Origin of the sequence: Solirubrobacter soli DSM 22325, from assembly GCF_000423665.1 — a bacterium.
In the GTDB taxonomy this organism is placed as follows: Bacteria; Actinomycetota; Thermoleophilia; order Solirubrobacterales; family Solirubrobacteraceae; genus Solirubrobacter; species Solirubrobacter soli.
Genome location: NZ_AUIK01000001.1, coordinates 27,934 through 43,484, shown reverse-complemented (window position 1 = coordinate 43,484; position 15,551 = coordinate 27,934). Strand labels below are relative to the sequence as shown.

Annotated in this window: 15 protein-coding genes; 10 read left to right on the top strand and 5 right to left on the bottom strand. The window is 73.0% G+C overall.

The window, feature by feature from the left end; translation table 11 throughout:
- Positions 1 to 1,049 precede the first annotated feature (1,049 nt).
- Together G569_RS0100215 and G569_RS0100210 are read right to left on the bottom strand one after the other, a co-directional pair.
- Positions 1,050 to 2,621, bottom strand: coding sequence for a thiamine pyrophosphate-binding protein (locus G569_RS0100215; protein ID WP_028061912.1), 1,572 nt, complete (start codon positions 2,619 to 2,621; stop codon positions 1,050 to 1,052).
- Complete coding sequence (locus G569_RS0100210; RefSeq protein WP_028061911.1) at positions 2,618 to 4,513, bottom strand: acetoacetate--CoA ligase; 1,896 nt, start codon at positions 4,511 to 4,513, stop codon at positions 2,618 to 2,620. The genes G569_RS0100215 and G569_RS0100210 overlap by 4 nt, the downstream gene beginning before the upstream one ends.
- Before the next feature lie 21 nt (positions 4,514 to 4,534).
- On the opposite strand from G569_RS0100210, the gene G569_RS0100205 reads away from it, so the two are divergent.
- From G569_RS0100205 to G569_RS44345, 7 genes are all read left to right on the top strand, one after another.
- On the top strand, positions 4,535 to 5,260 hold the full coding sequence (locus tag G569_RS0100205; RefSeq protein WP_028061910.1) for a HipA family kinase: 726 nt from the start codon (positions 4,535 to 4,537) through the stop codon (positions 5,258 to 5,260).
- Complete coding sequence (locus tag G569_RS0100200; protein ID WP_028061909.1) at positions 5,244 to 5,633, top strand: DUF3037 domain-containing protein; 390 nt, start codon at positions 5,244 to 5,246, stop codon at positions 5,631 to 5,633. The genes G569_RS0100205 and G569_RS0100200 overlap by 17 nt, the downstream gene beginning before the upstream one ends.
- Before the next feature lie 40 nt (positions 5,634 to 5,673).
- A complete protein-coding gene (locus G569_RS44355; RefSeq protein ID WP_037494122.1) occupies positions 5,674 to 6,129 on the top strand; it encodes an RNA polymerase sigma factor in 456 nt (151 codons plus the stop codon).
- Positions 6,126 to 6,974, top strand: coding sequence for a hypothetical protein (locus tag G569_RS0100190; RefSeq protein WP_028061908.1), 849 nt, complete (start codon positions 6,126 to 6,128; stop codon positions 6,972 to 6,974). Before G569_RS44355 ends, G569_RS0100190 begins: the two co-directional genes overlap by 4 nt.
- 131 nt (positions 6,975 to 7,105) lie before the next feature.
- Positions 7,106 to 7,591 carry a hypothetical protein gene (locus tag G569_RS0100185; RefSeq protein ID WP_028061907.1) on the top strand — a complete coding sequence of 162 codons (486 nt, stop codon included), beginning with the start codon at positions 7,106 to 7,108 and terminating at the stop codon, positions 7,589 to 7,591.
- Positions 7,588 to 8,733, top strand: a complete 1,146-nt coding sequence (locus G569_RS44350; RefSeq protein WP_037494120.1) for a PQQ-dependent sugar dehydrogenase — start codon at positions 7,588 to 7,590, stop codon at positions 8,731 to 8,733. Before G569_RS0100185 ends, G569_RS44350 begins: the two co-directional genes overlap by 4 nt.
- Complete coding sequence (locus G569_RS44345) at positions 8,730 to 9,422, top strand: MBL fold metallo-hydrolase (protein ID WP_037494118.1); 693 nt, start codon at positions 8,730 to 8,732, stop codon at positions 9,420 to 9,422. The genes G569_RS44350 and G569_RS44345 overlap by 4 nt, the downstream gene beginning before the upstream one ends.
- On the opposite strand, the gene G569_RS0100170 is transcribed toward G569_RS44345, so the two are convergent.
- Together G569_RS0100170 and G569_RS0100165 are read right to left on the bottom strand one after the other, a co-directional pair.
- A complete protein-coding gene (locus tag G569_RS0100170; RefSeq protein WP_028061906.1) occupies positions 9,411 to 10,448 on the bottom strand; it encodes a Leu/Phe/Val dehydrogenase in 1,038 nt (345 codons plus the stop codon). The two genes, G569_RS44345 and G569_RS0100170, sit on opposite strands and share 12 nt — an antisense overlap.
- Positions 10,449 to 10,702: 254 nt before the next feature.
- Entirely contained in the window at positions 10,703 to 12,166 is a 1,464-nt protein-coding gene (locus G569_RS0100165) for an RNA polymerase sigma factor (RefSeq protein WP_028061905.1), read from the bottom strand.
- A gap of 91 nt (positions 12,167 to 12,257) precedes the next feature.
- On the opposite strand from G569_RS0100165, the gene arfB reads away from it, so the two are divergent.
- Positions 12,258 to 12,668, top strand: a complete 411-nt coding sequence (gene arfB / locus G569_RS0100160) for an alternative ribosome rescue aminoacyl-tRNA hydrolase ArfB (protein ID WP_028061904.1) — start codon at positions 12,258 to 12,260, stop codon at positions 12,666 to 12,668.
- Positions 12,669 to 12,689: 21 nt separating this feature from the next.
- Here the strand turns inward: arfB and G569_RS44340 are convergent, their stop codons facing one another.
- Positions 12,690 to 13,511, bottom strand: a complete 822-nt coding sequence (locus tag G569_RS44340) for an amidohydrolase family protein (protein ID WP_053225632.1) — start codon at positions 13,509 to 13,511, stop codon at positions 12,690 to 12,692.
- 43 nt (positions 13,512 to 13,554) lie between these two features.
- Here G569_RS44340 and G569_RS0100150 point away from each other — a divergent pair, with 43 nt between their 5' ends.
- The gene (locus G569_RS0100150) at positions 13,555 to 14,217 is read left to right on the top strand and encodes a GntR family transcriptional regulator (protein ID WP_028061903.1); all 663 of its coding nucleotides are present in this window, start codon (positions 13,555 to 13,557) and stop codon (positions 14,215 to 14,217) included.
- Positions 14,214 to 15,548 carry a serine hydroxymethyltransferase gene (gene glyA, locus G569_RS0100145; protein ID WP_028061902.1) on the top strand — a complete coding sequence of 445 codons (1,335 nt, stop codon included), beginning with the start codon at positions 14,214 to 14,216 and terminating at the stop codon, positions 15,546 to 15,548. Before G569_RS0100150 ends, glyA begins: the two co-directional genes overlap by 4 nt.
- Positions 15,549 to 15,551: the final 3 nt, after the last annotated feature.

The following is a 15,551-nucleotide window of genomic DNA, read 5'->3' as shown; positions in this document are numbered from 1 at the left end:
GGCACCGCACTGATCCCGCTGGTGTTCGCGCTGGCCGTGGCCGCGGCCCATGACGTGCGGCGCCGCGGTGCCGCGCCGGTTGGCGCCGCCGCACCGCTTGGCGCCGCCGCACCGCTTGGCGTCGCCGCGCCGGTTGGCGCCGCCGCACTGCTTGGCGTCGCCGCGCCGCTTGGCGCCGCCGCGCGGCTCTCCGCCCCGCTGCGCGGCGTCGCCGCGCCGCGGCGTGTGGTCGTGGCCGGGCTCGTCGCCGCGGGTGTGGTCGCCACCTATCCGCCCCTCGTCGGCGCGACGGGGAACCTCCTCTCCGAGCCGCTCGGGGCGTTGTGGCTCACGGGGGCGTTGCTGGCGCTCGCGCGTCGCCACTACGCGCTGGCGGGCGCGTTGCTCGCGGCGGCCGTCCTCACGCGGGCGAACCTGCTCGTGCTGATCCCCGTCGTCGCGGTGCTGTGCGGGCGGCGCGGGGTCGTGCTCGCGGTCGCGGCGCTCGTGCCCGTGGTGGCGTGGTCGCTCAACGTCGGCGCGCCGGTGACGACCGGCGGTGGGAGCTCGCTGTTCGTCGGCACCTATCTCCCCGGCGGCGGGACGCTGCTCGGCGCGAAGCGGGCGCTGAAGGCCGAGACGGTGCGGTTCGCGCCCGAGCTGCGCGGGCGGCACGCCAAGGACCTGCCGGGCGACCTCGTGCTCGACGCGGTCGCGGCCCGGAGACCGTCTCTCGACCGCGACGCCGCGCTGCGCGAGGCCGCGCTGCACAACCTCGCCACCTACCCGCGCGAGCAGCCGGTCCGGTTCGCGGCGATGGTGGGGGAGAAGCTGCCGCGGCTGTGGCTGCGGCCGTCGCGGGCGGGATCGCGCTCGTCCAGCGAGCTGCGGCTCTGGCACGCGCTGCTCGTCCTCGTGGCGTTCGCGGGTGTCATCCGTTCGCGCAATCGCACATTGCTCGCCGTGCTCGTCGCGTTCACGCTCTTCCACCTGATCGCGGGCGCGATGCCCCGCTACGCGCTCCCACTGCTCCCGGCGCTGATCGCGACCGGCGCGGCGGGGTGGGTGGCTCAGCCGCGCACGACCTCGAGCGTCCGCGCGTACTCGGCGCCGCTGCAGCGCGCGTCGATCAGCGCCGGCCCGCCCGTCGAGAGCGCTTCGCGCACCGCGCGGCGCAGGGTCACCTCGTCGTCGGCGACCCAGCTCGCCACCCCGAACCCGGCGGCGACCGTGTCGAACGACACCGGCCGGAAGTCCAGCGACGAGCGGTCGTGACCCTTGGCCTCGTGCTTGATCCGGATCAGGCTCAGGCTCGCGTCGTCGATCACCACGACCAGCACCCGCGCGCCGAGCCGGACGGCGGTCTCGAGCTCGAACGCCCCGTAGGCCATCCCGCCGTCCCCGGTGATGGCGAGCGCGAGCCCGTCCCGCGCCGCGGCGACCGCCGCCGGCACCGCGAACCCCATCGTCGCCAACCCGTTGGAGATCAGGAAGCGGCGGGGTGCGTGCGCCCGCCAGAACCACGTCGCGGCGAACATGTGCGCGCCGGCGTCGACCGCCGCGACGGTCTCGTCGGGCAGTTCCTCGTCGAGGATCTCGATGATCCTCCACGTCGTGAACCCCTGGCCGATCCTCAGCGTGTCGAGGACCCGCGGGATCTCGCGTGCGGGTGCCTGCGGGAGCCGCGCGGCGAGCGCCGGGACGTCCTCCGGCCGCACGGCGACCGGCTCCGCCCACGGCCAGGGCTTCGTCAGCAGCTCGACGGGATCGAACCCGACCGCGACGACCACGTCCGCGGGATCGAGGATCGGCGCCTCGATCGCCCCACCGGTCACGATCCCGGCCCACAGCGGGTGTGACTCGTCGATCACGCCCTTCGCCTTGTACGTGGTGAGCACCGGCGCGCCGAGCCGCTCGGCGAGCGCGGCGAGGTCGCCGCCGGAGAGCGTGCGCGCGGCCTCGAGTCCGGCGACGATGACGGGGTTGGTCGCGGCGGCAAGGGTCGAGACGGCGGCGTCGAGCGGCGCGGGGGCGGGCGGCGACGCGGCGGCGGCCGGCATGGGCGTGGCGGCGGCGGCCGGCGCGGGCGTGGCGGCGGCCGGCAAGGGCGCGGCGGCGGGTGGCGACGCGGGCGCGTCCCCCTCGCGGGCCTCTTGCGCACCCACCGTGCGCGGCATGTCGAGGTGCACGGGTCCGCACGGCGCCGAGAGCGCCACCGCGAGCGCGTGGTCGACCAACGCGCCCGCCGACGTGTCGACCGTCGCGGACCACTTCACGACCGGCGCGAGCAGCGCCCGCTGGTCGAGGATCTGGTGGCCGGTCGTCGAAGCCTCGGCCTCGGTGTAGCGGTCCGAGAACACCACGAGCGGCACGCGGTCCAGCCACGCGTGGGCGACGCCGTTGACGACGCTCGCCAGGCCCGGGCCGTTGCCGACGACCACAACGCCGCACGTGCCCGTCAGCTCCGCCCACGCGCACGCCATCAGCGCGGCGCTCACCTCGGTGTGGGCGAGGACGAACTCGATGCCCGCGCCCGCGAAGGCCTCGATCAGGTCGAGGTTGGAGCCGCCGCCGGGGAAGCCGAACGCGCGCTCGACGCCCCGCTCGCCCAGCCGCGCCGCGATGACCTCCGCGACGGTCAAGAACGCGCGGCCGCGAGGTCCACGAACGGGTCCAAAGCGGCAGGGTTCGCCAGCGAGTCCCGCGCGGCGGCCTTGTCCGGCGGCGTGCCCATCAGGATGCGCTTGACCGGCAACTCGAGCACCTTCCCGCTCAACGTCCGCGGGACCTCCTTCACCGCGATCACCTCGGAAGGGACGTGCCGCGGCGAGCAGTCCTCGCGCACCCGCCGCCGGATCTCGGCCACCACCTCGTCGGTCAACGAGGCGCCCTCGCGCATGACCACGAACAGCGGCATCCACGCGTCCGCGCCCTCGACCGGGACGTCCACCACCAACGCGTCCACGACCGAGTCGACGGCGAGGACGGCACGGTAGATCTCGGCCGTCCCCATGCGGATCCCGCCGCGGTTGATCGTCGCGTCGGAACGCCCCGTGATGATCGCGGTCCCGCGGTCGGTGATCTCGATCCAGTCGCCGTGCCGCCACACGCCCGGGTAGACGTCGAAGTACGCGTCGTGGTAGCGCGAGCCGTCCTCGTCGCCCCAGAAGGAGATCGGCATCGAAGGCATCGGCTCGACCAGCACGAGCTCGCCCACCTCGCCAATCAGCGGCCGGCCGTCCGGGTCCCACGCCTCGATCGCCGCCCCCAGCGCGCGCGCCTGCAGCTCGCCCTCGTAGACCGGCTCCAAAGGCGTCCCGCCCACGAACGCCGTGCAGAGATCCGTGCCTCCGGACGTCGAGAACAGCCACGTGTCCGCACCCACGTGCTCGTACACCCACCGGAACCCCTCGGGCGACAGCGGCGACCCCGTCGATCCGACCGCCTTCAACGCAGAGAGATCGCGCCCCGCGGCCGGCTCCACGCCCGCCTTCATGCACGCCCCGATGTACGACGCGCTCGTCCCGAACGTCGTCATCCGAGTGCGCGCCGCGAAGTCCCACAACGTGTCCATGGACGGGTACCCCGGCGACCCGTCGTACAGGAGCACCGTCGCCTCGGTCAGCAGCCCCGAGACGATGAAGTTCCACATCATCCAGCCGGTCGTCGTGAACCAGAAGAGCCGGTCGCCCGCCTGCGCGTCCAGGTGCAGGTGCAGCATCTTCAAGTGCTCGAGCAGGATGCCGCCCTGGGATTGCACGATCGCCTTCGGCAGCCCCGTCGTCCCGCTCGAATAGAGCACCCAGAGGGGATGCGAGAACGGCACGCGGTCGAACGCCAACGCCTCACGCGAGCCCACCAAGGCGGCCCAGCTGTCCTCGCCGAGCACGACCGTCTCGACGCCGGGCATCTCGCCCACGATCGCCTCGAGCGCCTCGCTGCGGTCGAACTCGCGCCCGTTGTAGCGGTACGTGCGCACCGCGAGCAACACCTTCGGCTCGATCTGCGCGAAGCGGTCGATCACCGACCGCGCCCCGAAGTCCGGCGAGCAGGAGGACCACACCGCGCCCAGCGACGCGCACGCCAGGAACGCGGCGGCCGTCTCGGGGATGTTCGGCATGTACGCGACGACGCGATCGCCGCGCCCGACGCCACGTGCGCGCAGCCCGGTCGCGATCCGCTCGGTCAGCTCACGCAGGCGGCCCCAGGTCCACTCCTCGTCATCACGGTCCTCGCCGCCCGCGATCAGCGCCAACGCGTCGTCCGAACGCCCCCGGAACGCGTGCTCGGCGTAGTTCAAGGACGTGCCCGGAAACCACGACGCGCCCGGCATCGAGCGCGACCCGAGCACCACGTCACCACGCTCGCCCACTCCGAAGCGATCCCACAAAGAACCCCAGAACCCGTCGAGGTCCTCGACCGACCAGCGCTGCAGCTCGCCATACGTCGAGAACCCGCGTTCGCGCATGTACTTGCCCATCGTCGCGCGCTGCAACAGCTCGTCGGGTGGCGTCCAGAGGATCGGTGGCGTCATCGGTCAGCCATCATGCCAGTCGTGCTGCGCACGGTGACCGCCACGCGCTACGTGACGCCCCTGCGCGAGGGAGGGTCGCTGCCGGGCATCGTGGAGGCCGACGACGACGGCCTCTACGTCCTCAAGTTCCGCGGCGCCGGGCAGGGCCCGAAGGCGCTGGCGGCGGAGATCGTGGCCGGCGAGCTGGCCCGCGCGCTCGGCCTTCCGGTCCCCGAGCTGGTGCTGATCGACCTCGATCCCGCGCTCGGCAACGCCGAGCCGGACCCCGAGATCCAGGAGCTGATCGCGGCCAGCGCGGGGATCAACCTCGGCGTCGACTTCCTCCCGGGCTCGCTGCCGTACAACCCGGCACAGCCGCCGAACGCGGAGCTGGCGGCGAACGTCGTCTGGCTCGACTCGCTGATCACCAACGTCGACCGCACGCCGCGCAACCCGAACCTGCTGCGCTGGCACTCGGACCTGTACCTGATCGACCACGGCGCCGCGCTCTACGCGTTCCACGCTCCGGACCCGCTGGAGCGGGCGAACGGGACGTTCCCGGCGATCCGCGACCACGTCCTGCTGACCGCCGCCGGCTCGATCGAGGACGCCGACATCCGACTGGCGAGCCGCGCGCAACCGGAGGCCGCGGCGGCGCTCGTCCCGCCCGAGTGGGCCGACGGCAACGCCTACGGGGAGTTCCTGACCAAGCGGCTCCAGGCGCCGCGCGGGTGGGTGGAGGAGGCCGAGCGTGCCCGGAACGCGTAGCCCGTTCCAGTACGCCGCGCTGCGCGTCATCCCGCGGGTCGAGCGCGGTGAGGCGGTGAACGCGGGCGTCGTGCTCTTCTGCCGCCCGCGGCGCTTCCTCGGCGCCCGCACCCACCTCGACGAGGCGCTCCTCAAAGCCCTCTCGCCGCTGTGCAACGCCGCCGAGGTCAAGGCGCTGCTGACCACGATCGAGCACATCGCCCACGGCGACCCCGAGGGCGGCGCGATCGCCGAGCTCCCCCAATCCGAGCGCTTCCACTGGCTCGTGGCACCCGCGAGCACGATCGTCCAGGCGGGACCGGTCCACACGGGCCTCACCGACGACCCCGAAGCCGAGCTCGACAAGCTCTTCGCCAAGCTCGTAGAACGCTGATGCAACATTCCGTCGCGCTCCCCGCTCCTTAAGGGGCACGATGATCGCGACACCGATATCCGCCGAGGAGCGGCTCGTGACCCGGGCGCTGACGATCGCCCGCCGCACCGCGCTCGGCGTGCTCGGCGACCGTGAGGCCGCCGCCGACGTCGCCCAGGAGGTCGCGCTGACCGCGCTGCAGAAGGCGGACTCGATCCGCGACCTCGACGCCTGGTTGCACAAGGTCGCCGTCCGGCGCGCGCTCAAGGAGGCGCGCCGCAACCGCGACCGCCGCGACGCCGAGGCCCGCGCCCACGTCCCACCACGGCCGGATGACCCGCTCACCGAGGCGCTCGAGCTCCTCGACGGCCTCCCGCCCCGCCAGCGCGCCGCGCTCACGCTGCGCTACGTCCACGACCTTCCCGACGCCGCGATCGCGAAAGCGCTCGGGTGCCGCACCGGCACCGTGCGCTCGCTGCTCTCCCGCGGCCGGGAAGCCCTCCGGAGCGAACTATGACCTTGCACGAACGCCTCGCCCCGCTGCGCGAGGAGACCCCGACCGACGCGGACGTCGCCGCGGTCTTCGCGGCCGTCCCGCGTACGCGCCCACGCCGCCGGCTCGCGCTCGGCCTCGTCACCGCGACCGCCGCGGTGGCCGTCGCGATCGCCGCGCTCCCCGCCAACGACCCGGACGATCCGGTCGCGCTGCTCAACGCCGCCGCCGCGACCGCCGCCGACGAGCCGCCCGCGTTCACCGGCTATCGCTACACGAAGATCGACGAGCGCTTCGGCGACCGCCGGCAGCACGTCGAGAACTGGGTCGACCGCAGCTGGCAGGGCCGCGCGATCACCGACGGGCGCGAGCGGGAGTTCATGTATGGCGACGGCCCGCTGCTCGATCTCGACATCGCCGCCCTCCCGACCGAGCCGAAGGCGCTCCTGGCCGCGCTGGAGGCCAACGAGCGCGCCTTGAACTGGGCGCCCGGCCTGCCGACGCCCGACCAGGTCCGCTACGACGTCACGCGCAGCATCCTGCTCCTGCTCGGCACCGCGAACACGACCCCGCACCTGCGGGCCGGCCTGTGGGGCGCGCTCGCGCTGCTCCCGGGCTTGAAGGCCTCCGACGCCAAGGACCCGCTCGGCCGCGAGGGTGAGGCCGTGACGCTCCCCGCGCCGCCGAACCTGCCGGTCCCCGCCGGCGTGGGTTCGCCCCGCACCGGCACGTTCACCGTGATCTTCGATCCCGACTCGAGCGAGCTGCTCTCGTGGTCGCAGCTCGGCAGCGGCGGCGGCATCCCCGACCAGGTCCACACGTTCGTCCGAGCCGGCCACGTGCGTAATCTCGGTGACCGACCGCGGTGAGCGCGGGAACCTCTCGCCGTTCTTGCGCGTATAGGGAGCGAATGCGTAACGCTGACCGGTCGACGACCTAGACTCGTTCGCGCGGGATGCCTTACTTGACGTGTTCCAGTTGCGGCCTGCGGACGTACGCAGTGAGCGAGGTGACGTGCCCATCGTGCGGCACGCGCCTTCGGAGCAGCAAGCCCTCGGCCGGGCCGCGCCCTGCGCTGTCCGGCCGTGACGAGCAGCTGCAGGCCAAGCTCGCGATGGCGTGCCGCGAGCTGAGCGCCGACAGCGCGCTGCTGTCGGAGATCCGCAGCGGGCGCGAGCACATCCGGTGGGGCGAGGGCGACACCGCGTACGTCGGGATGTCGCTCCCGCTCCAGGACACCGTGTGCGCGCGGCTGCTGGACGGGCGGATCGGCAACATCGTCGCCGACACCGCGCTCGAGCCGGCGTTGGACGGGGTCCAGTTGGGCGCGATCCGTGCCTACATCGGCGTCCCGTTCGAGACCGAGGACGCGCGGGCCTACGTGCTCTGCTGCCTGGCGGGTGAGGCGCGGCCGGATCTCGGCGAGGCCGACGTGCGCTTCCTCCAGGGAGTCGCCGAGAGCCTGCGACCGCTGCTCGGCGCGTGAAGCTCCGCCTGCTCGCCAGCGTGCTGATCCTCGCCGCCTGCGGGTCGGGCGAGAGCGGCGGCGCGGTCGAGACCGCGCAGGGCGCCGTGCACCTGCAGAAGGTCGGGTCGTTCGACGCGCCGGTCTACGTCACCTCGCCGCCGAAGGACAACAGCCGCCTGTTCGTCGTCGAGCAGGGCGGGAAGGTGATCGTCGTCAAGGACGGCAAGCCGCTGAGCACGCCGTTCCTCGACGTCTCGGACAAGATCACGACCGGCTCCGAGCAGGGGCTGCTGTCGATCGCGTTCCCGCCGGACTACGCCGCCAGCGGGCTCTTCTACGTCTTCTACACGGACACCGACGGCGACGAGGCGGTCGTCGAGTACAAGCGGCGAACCGAGGACGTCGCCGACCCGGGGTCCGCGCGGCAGCTGATGAAGGTCGCCGACCCGGAGCCCAACCACAACGGCGGGCTGCTCCTGTTCGGGCCGGACGACCACATGTACATCGGGATCGGCGACGGCGGCGGCGCGGGCGACCAGCACGGCGCCCGCGGCAACGCGCAGAGCCTCTCGACGCTGCTCGGCAAGATCCTGCGGATCGACCCGAAGGCGTCCGGGTCGCGGCCGTACACGATCCCCGCCGACAACCCGTTCGTGAAGCGCTCGGGGGCGAAGGGCGAGATCTACAGCTACGGCCTGCGCAACCCGTGGCGGTTCTCGTTCGACCGCTCGACCGGCGACCTGACGATCGGCGACGTCGGCCAGAACGAGGTCGAGGAGATCGACTTCGTCCGGCGTGGGAAGGGCCGAGGCGCGAACTTCGGCTGGCGCCCGTTCGAGGGCAACGATCGCTTCGCGCCGGGCGAGAGCGCGCCCGGGGCGATCAGGCCGGTGATCACCGAGCGCCACTCGGACGGCAACTGCTCGATCACCGGCGGCGTCGTGATCCGCGATCCCGCCCTGAAGGCCTGGGCCGGGCGGTACGTGTTCGGCGACTTCTGCCGCGGCGTCATCCAGACCGCCGTGCTGTCGACGGGGCGCGCGAAGAGCCTCACCGACCGCAAGCTGCAGGTCCCGCAGCTGTCCTCGTTCGGCGAGGACGCGCGCGGCCGGGTCTACGCGACCTCGCTGGACGGCCCGGTCTACCGTTTCGTGCAGTGACCGCCGACTTCACGCGCGTCCTGGCGCCGAACCCGAGCCCGCTGACGCTGACCGGGACGAACACGTGGGTCATCGGGCGCGATCCGGCGTGGGTGATCGATCCGGGCCCGGCGATCGACTCCCACCTGGACGCCGTCGCCTCCGAGGTGCGGACGCGGGGCGGCGCCGGCGGGATCGCCTTGACGCATCATCACGCCGACCACTCCGAGGGGCTCGAGCCGCTCCTCGCACGGCTCGGGGACGTGCCCGTGGCGCGGCACGGCTCGGCGGGCGGGACGCCGTTCGACGTGTACTTCATCCCCGGCCACGCCGACGATCACCTCGTGTTCGTGCTCGGCGGCGCCGCGTTCACGGGCGACACGGTGCTGGGGCAGGGCAGCGTGTTCGTGTCAGGGCGCCTGCGGGAGTATCTGGACGGGCTGCGCGCGCTGCGAGCGCTGCCGTTGGACGTCATCCTCCCCGGGCACGGCGACCCGGTCACCGACCCGGCGGCGAAGCTCGACGAGTACCTCGCCCACCGCGCCGAGCGCGAGCGACTGCTCGTCGCCGCTCTGGAGGCGGGCGCGCGGACCGAGGACGAGTTGCTCGACGCGGCGTGGGCGGACGCGCCCGCGAACGTCCGCCCGTTCGCGGCGATCTCCATGCGCGCCCACCTCGAGAAGCTGCGTGAGGAAGGTCTAGCCCCGTAGGCGCTCGCGGCCGAGCTCGAGCGCGGCCGTCAGCGGGGTGGTGTTCGAGGCGGCGGCGGAGTCGAAGATCGTGCGCAGGGTGTCGCCGACGACGCGGACGTTGTGGTTGGCGCGCTCGGTGTCATAGCCGTCCGGGTCGAGCTCGACCTGGATGTTGATGATCCCGCCCGCGTTGCAGACGAAGTCCGGCGCCCAGAGGATGCCGCGCTGCGCGATCTGCGCCTCGAGCGAGTCGTCGGCGAGCTGGTTGTTGGCCGCGCCGGCGATCGCCTTGCAGCGCAGCGCCGGGACCGTGTCGTCGTTGAGGACGCCGCCGAGGGCGCATGGCGCGATCAGGTCGACCTCGGCGGTCAGCGCGGACAGCGGGTCGGTCCACGTCGCGCCCAGGCGCTCGGCCAGCTCGCGCTTGGACTGGTCGACGTCGGCGACGACGAGCTCCGCCCCACCCTCGTGCAGCATCTCGGCCAGGCGCCCGCCGACGCTGCCGAGGCCGATCACCGCGATCCGGCGGCCGCTGACGTCCTCGGTGCCATAGACCCGCTCGAGCGTCGCGCGCACGGCGACCTCGCAGCCGATCGCGGTCCACGGGCTCGGGTCACCGCTGCCGGAGGCCAGACCGGTGACGTGCTTCGTGCGGGTGGCGATGACCTCCATGTCCGGCTCGCCCGTCCCCACATCCTCCGCGGTCAGGTAGTCCCCACCGAGTGCTTCGACGGTGTCGCCGAAGTCCTCCAGCACGGCCTTGCGCCGCTCGGGCGAGAGCGCCGGCTCGTCCGGCCGCAGCATGATCACGCCCTTGCCGCCGCCGAGCGGCAGGCCCGCGACCGCGGCCTTGAACGTCATCGCACGGCTCAGGCGCAGGACGTCGCGAACCGCCGCGCGCGCGTCGTCATAGGTCCACATCCGGCACCCGCCCAGCGCGGGCCCGCGGGTGGTCGAGTGGACGGCGACCATCGTGAACAAGCCGCTCCGGCGCCCACGCCGGACCAGCAGGGACTCGTGTGCGAGAGGCTCGGGATAATCCACGCCGACGCACCCTAGCGACCGCCGATGGGCGGGCGTGGTGACGGCGCGTCAGCGGCCGCGCGCCACGTCGGGCGGGGCGGCGAGGGCGCGCCGCGGGCGGTGCGGGCGCGGTGTGGCGCGGCGGTGCGGCCGCGCGGCGCAGGGCGGCGAGGGCGCGCCGCGGGCGGTGCGGGCGCGTTGTGGCGCGGCCGGGTGGGGCGGGGCGGCGAGGGCGCGCCGCGGGCGCGGGTGTGCGGCCGCGTGGCGCGGGTGGTTCAGCCGCCGGCGGGCGGCGGGGGCGCGTCGACCGGGGCGGGCGCCTCGACGGCGCCGCTGCCGGTGGACGGGTTGGACGGCTGCTCGGACGTGGTCGCCGGTGACGGGGTCGGCTGCGGCGTCGTGGCCGGCTGCGGCGAGGCGGTCGCCGACGGGGTCGGGATGGCGGTCGGATCGGGCGCGCGGGCGCCGCCGGACTCGACCTGCGGATCGGTGGTGGCCGTGGGCGGCGCCGCGTCGGCCGGACGCTCGAGGGCGACCGGGGCCGTCGTGACCTTCGTCGACTTCAGTGAGCGCGTGTCGGTCTTGCTGGAGGCGCGCTTGCGCTTCGTGGCCGCCGGGGCCGCGGCGGCGGCCGCGTGGGCGGGCGTGAAGGTCGTCTCCTGCGGCGCGTTGCGCACCGGGGCGGCGATCGGCGCCACGCCGGCGGGCTTGGCCGCGCGGGTCTTCGCCGGCTTGGCCGCGGACGTGGTCGCGGGCGCCTTGTCGGCGGTGATCTTGTGGTTGACCTCGACGGCTCCGCCGGTCGCGATCGCCGCCGTGCAGACGACCGCCGCGACCTTGCATGCGGTCACGGTCGCGACGCCGCCGCCGGCCACCGCGGCACCCGCGCCGCCGCCGCCCGCGGTCGCGGCTCCCGCGGCACCGCTGCCGCCGAGCCCGATCAGCTTCGCCGCGAACGCCAGCGGGCCGACGCCGACCGGCGCCAGCGCGGCGAACGAGCGCCGCATGCCGCGCAGTGCGCCGCGGTACTCGGTGCAGCTCGAGCACGTGCGCATGTGCTTGCGCGCGCGGCCACTCGCCTTCACGCCCTTGTCGTACGCGCGCAGGAGGTCGGCCTGGATCTCGGCGCAGTCGGCGTCACGGGCCTCGGCGGCCTCGACCAGGCCCACGCGGGCGCGGACGAGGAGCGACTTCACCGCGGGGACCGTCACGTCGAGTGCGTTCGCCAGGTCGGCGTACGTCATGCCGTCGATCTCGCGCATCAGCAGCGCCGAGCGCTGCTGCTCGGGGAGCTGGCCGACGTCGGCGACGAGGCGGCGCAGGTCGTCCCGGCGCTGGGCCTCCTCGACGGGGTCGTGGAGCGGCTTGCGCGACATCTCGAAGATCTCGGCCGCCGGGGGTACCGGACGGCGCAGGTGGTCGATACAGCGGTTATGAGCGACGCGGTAGAGCCACGCGCGGACGTTCATCTCGCGGTTGTCGTTGCGCAGCGCCCCGTACGCGCGCACGAAGACGTCCTGCAGCACGTCCTCCGCGTCCTGACGCGAGCAGGACGAGAGCATCTGGCGCACGTAGGCGAAGAGCCGTTGCCGATAGCGGTCGTGCAGGACCCGGAACGCCTCGTCGTTGCCATGGCGGAACGCCGCGACGAGCTGCTCGTCCGAGCGCAGACGCAGAAGCCCTCCGCCTCGCGGGAAGCGGTGGAGTGCTGCGGGGGCGTTGATCGCTGAGGCTTCCATGAACTGGGGCTCCTGACGCTGCCGTCCCGGCGACTGTAACTGTACGGGGTGAAGGAAGTTCCGCTCTATAGGTGTACGCCTTCCTCCCCCTGTGACCGACTTCCTGCACATACGTGACGGACTTTCCGTCCCAATCTCTGAAATCGAGATACGTGCATCGCGGTCGTCGGGTCCCGGAGGGCAGCACGCCAACGTGACCGCATCGCGGATCGAGGCGACCTTCGACGTGCATGCGTCCAGCGTTCTATCCGAGGCACAGAAAGCGCGGATAAGCGCGAAACTCGGGCCCCGCGTGACCGCGGTGGCGCAGGATGCGCGATCCCAGGCGCGCAACCGCGAACTGGCCCTGCAGCGCCTCGCCCAGCGGCTGAGAGACGCCTTGCACGTGCCGCGCCCGCGGACGAAGACGAAGCCGTCGGCGGGGGCGAAGCGTCGTCGTCTGGATGACAAGCGCCGCCGCGGCCAGACCAAAGAAGGCCGCCGGCGCCCCGACGGCGACTAGGTCCGGTTCCTTACCCGCCGGTCACAGCTCGAGCAGCGCCGCGGCGTTGTCGCGCAGCACCGCCTGCGCCACGTCCTCGGGCAGCTCGAGGCGGTCCAGTTCGGCCAGGCAGGCCTCGGGCGAGAACATGGGGTAGTCGGTCCCGAACACGAACTGCCCGCGCAGCCGCCGCGGGATCTCGCGTTTGACCTCGTCCGGCAGGTAGCGGTACTTCCACCCGCTGATGTCGAGATAGACGTTGGACTTGTGCAGCGCCATGGCCACCGCCTCGAGGTGCCACGGCCAGCCGACGTGGGCGAGCACGATCCGCATTCCCGGATGCCGCGCGGCGATCCGGTCGAGCAGGATCGGACGCGCCAGGTCGATCCGCAGCCCCTGGCCGCCGGGCTCGCCGGCACCGAGCCCGCTCGTCCCCGCGTGGGTGAGCAGCGTCAGCCCGAGCTCGGCCGCCGCGTCGAAGAACGGCAGGAACCGATCGTCGCCGGGATCGAACGCCTGCATCGTCGGGTGCAGCTTCAGTCCCTTCAGCCCGAGCTCCGGGAACCGAGCGAGCCGCTCCAGCGCGTCCTCGCGGTTCGGATCGACGCTCCCGAACCCCACGAAGCGCCCCGACTCGCGGCAGATCCGCGCGATCTCCGCGTTGTCGAGCTCCTTCCCGCCCGCGTCCCACCCGAGCAGGACCCCCATCAGGTCGAGTTGCTCATAGAGCTCGACCAGGTCCTCGACCGAGTGCGGCTGCGGCCGCGTCCCGAAGTACCGCTCGATCGAGTCCGCGTAGTGCCCCACACACCCGCACACCCAGTCCCCGGTCGGCAGATGCACATGCATGTCGACGCCTCGCATGGGCTGGACGATACGCCACCAGGCTGGCATACTGATATTTCAGATGCCAGTTCCGGCCGACAAAGCCGCGCTCGAGCGCGATCTGTTGCGCGACCGCGCTTATACGACGATCCGCGACGCGATCGTGGACGGGACGCTGCAGCCTGGGGAGCGGCTGCGCGACCAGGAGCTCACGCAATGGCTCGGGTTGAGCCGCACGCCGGTGCGGGAGGCGTTGAGCCGGCTCGAGCAGGACGGGCTGGTGGAGACCGAGCCGCAGCGCTTCACCCGCGTCGCCCCGCTCGACCGGCGGGCGGCGCGTGACGCGTTCCCGATCGTCGCCGCGATCCACGCGCTGGCGGCGGAGCTCGGCGTCCCGCGGCTCACCGCCGCCGACCTGGACGCGATGCGCGCCGCCAACGACGACTTCGCGCAGGCGCTGAAAGCCGACGACGTCGACGCCGCGCTCGCCGCCGACGACGCCTTCCACGCCGTGCTCCTCACAGCCTCCGCCAACAGCGAGCTGACCAAGACCCTCGACCGGCTGATGCCGCGGCTGCGGCGCCTGGAGCGCCTGCGGTTCGGCTCGCTCGCCGGCCGCGGGTCCGTGCGCCAGCACGACGAGATCCTCGCGGCGGCCAAGCACCAAGACGTCAAAACGACCGCCGAGCGCGTCCGGGAGAACTGGCTCTCGCTCGGGACCTTGATCGACCGGAGTTTCGAATGACGGCCATCGCCCCGCCCGACATCCACGACGCCGAGACGCTCGCCGCGGCGCGGGCCCTGCTCGACGCCGCCGCCGACCCCGCGGACATGCAGCGCGAGGTACTGGCCGCCGTCGCCCGCAACGCCCAGTGGCGCGGCAAGGAGTGCATCAACCTGCTCGCCCCCGAGGCGCTCGTGAGCCCGACGGTGCAATCGCTGCTCTCCGCCGAGATCGGCCAGCGAGCAGCCGAGGGGCACATCGGCCCGGTCAACCGCTGGTTCGCGGGCACCAAGCACATCGATGAAGTCGAAGCCCTCTGCGTCGAGCTGCTCAAGCGCCTGTTCAAGAGCAACTACGCCGAGCACCGCTTGGTCGCGAGCATGATCGGCAACATGGCCGTCTACGCCGCGCTGACGAAGCCCGGCGACACGGTGATGACGATCCCGCAGCCGGTCGGCGGTCATTCGTCCAACCGCTACGACGGTCCCGCCGGCATCCGCGGCCTGAACATCGTCGACGTCCCGTTCGACGCGCACGAGCTCGAGGTCGACCTCGACGCCTTCGCCGTCGAGGGCCGCAAGCACAAGCCGGTGCTGATCGCGCTCGGGGCCAGCATGACGCTCTTCCCGCTCCCTGTGAAGGAGATCGCCGCCATCGCCGACGAGTGGGGCGGCAAGGTCTTCTTCGACGGCGCCCACCAGCTCGGGCTGATCGCCGGCGGCCAGTTCCAGGACCCGCTCGCCGAGGGCGCCGCGGTGATGACCGGCAGCGCCGGCAAGACGTTCTCCGGCCCGCAGTCGGGCGTCATGGTCTGGAACGACCCGGACCTGACGAAGCCGCTGCTGGACGCCGTGTTCCCCGCGCTCGCCGCCACCCACCAGGTCAACCGCGTCGCCGCGCTCGCCGCCGCCGCGGCCGAGCTGATCGCGTTCGGCGAGGAGTACATGGCCAACGTCGTCGCCAACGCCCAGGCGCTCGCGCACGCGCTCGAGACCCGCGGCGTCCCGGTCCTCGGCGCCCACAAGGGCTACACGCGAACGCACCAGGTGATCGCCGACGTGCGCTCCTTCGGCGGCGGCCTCGAGGTCGCCCACCGGCTCGCCAAGGCCAACATCATCACCAACAAGAACCTGCTGCCCGACGACACGCCGCAGGACTGGGACCGCCCGAGCGGCCTGCGGATCGGCACCACCGAGGTCACCCGCCTCGGGATGGGCGAGATCGAGATGCGCGCGATCGCCGACATGATCGCGGGCGTGCTGGTCGAGGGCCGCGAGCCCTCACACGTCCGCAAGGAGGCGCTGGAGCTGCGCTTCCGCCACCAGCAGGTGGGCTACTGCTTCAACGAATAGTCT

Coding starts and splice junctions, on each gene's coding strand:
- G569_RS0100210 (WP_028061911.1), bottom strand. CDS start 4,513: ATGACGCCACCGATCCTCTGGACGCCACCCGACGAGCTGTTGCAGCGC.
- G569_RS44355 (WP_037494122.1), top strand. CDS start 5,674: ATGATCGCGACACCGATATCCGCCGAGGAGCGGCTCGTGACCCGGGCG.
- G569_RS0100190 (WP_028061908.1), top strand. CDS start 6,126: ATGACCTTGCACGAACGCCTCGCCCCGCTGCGCGAGGAGACCCCGACC.
- G569_RS0100165 (WP_028061905.1), bottom strand. CDS start 12,166: ATGGAAGCCTCAGCGATCAACGCCCCCGCAGCACTCCACCGCTTCCCG.
- G569_RS44340 (WP_053225632.1), bottom strand. CDS start 13,511: ATGCGAGGCGTCGACATGCATGTGCATCTGCCGACCGGGGACTGGGTG.
- G569_RS0100150 (WP_028061903.1), top strand. CDS start 13,555: ATGCCAGTTCCGGCCGACAAAGCCGCGCTCGAGCGCGATCTGTTGCGC.
- glyA (WP_028061902.1), top strand. CDS start 14,214: ATGACGGCCATCGCCCCGCCCGACATCCACGACGCCGAGACGCTCGCC.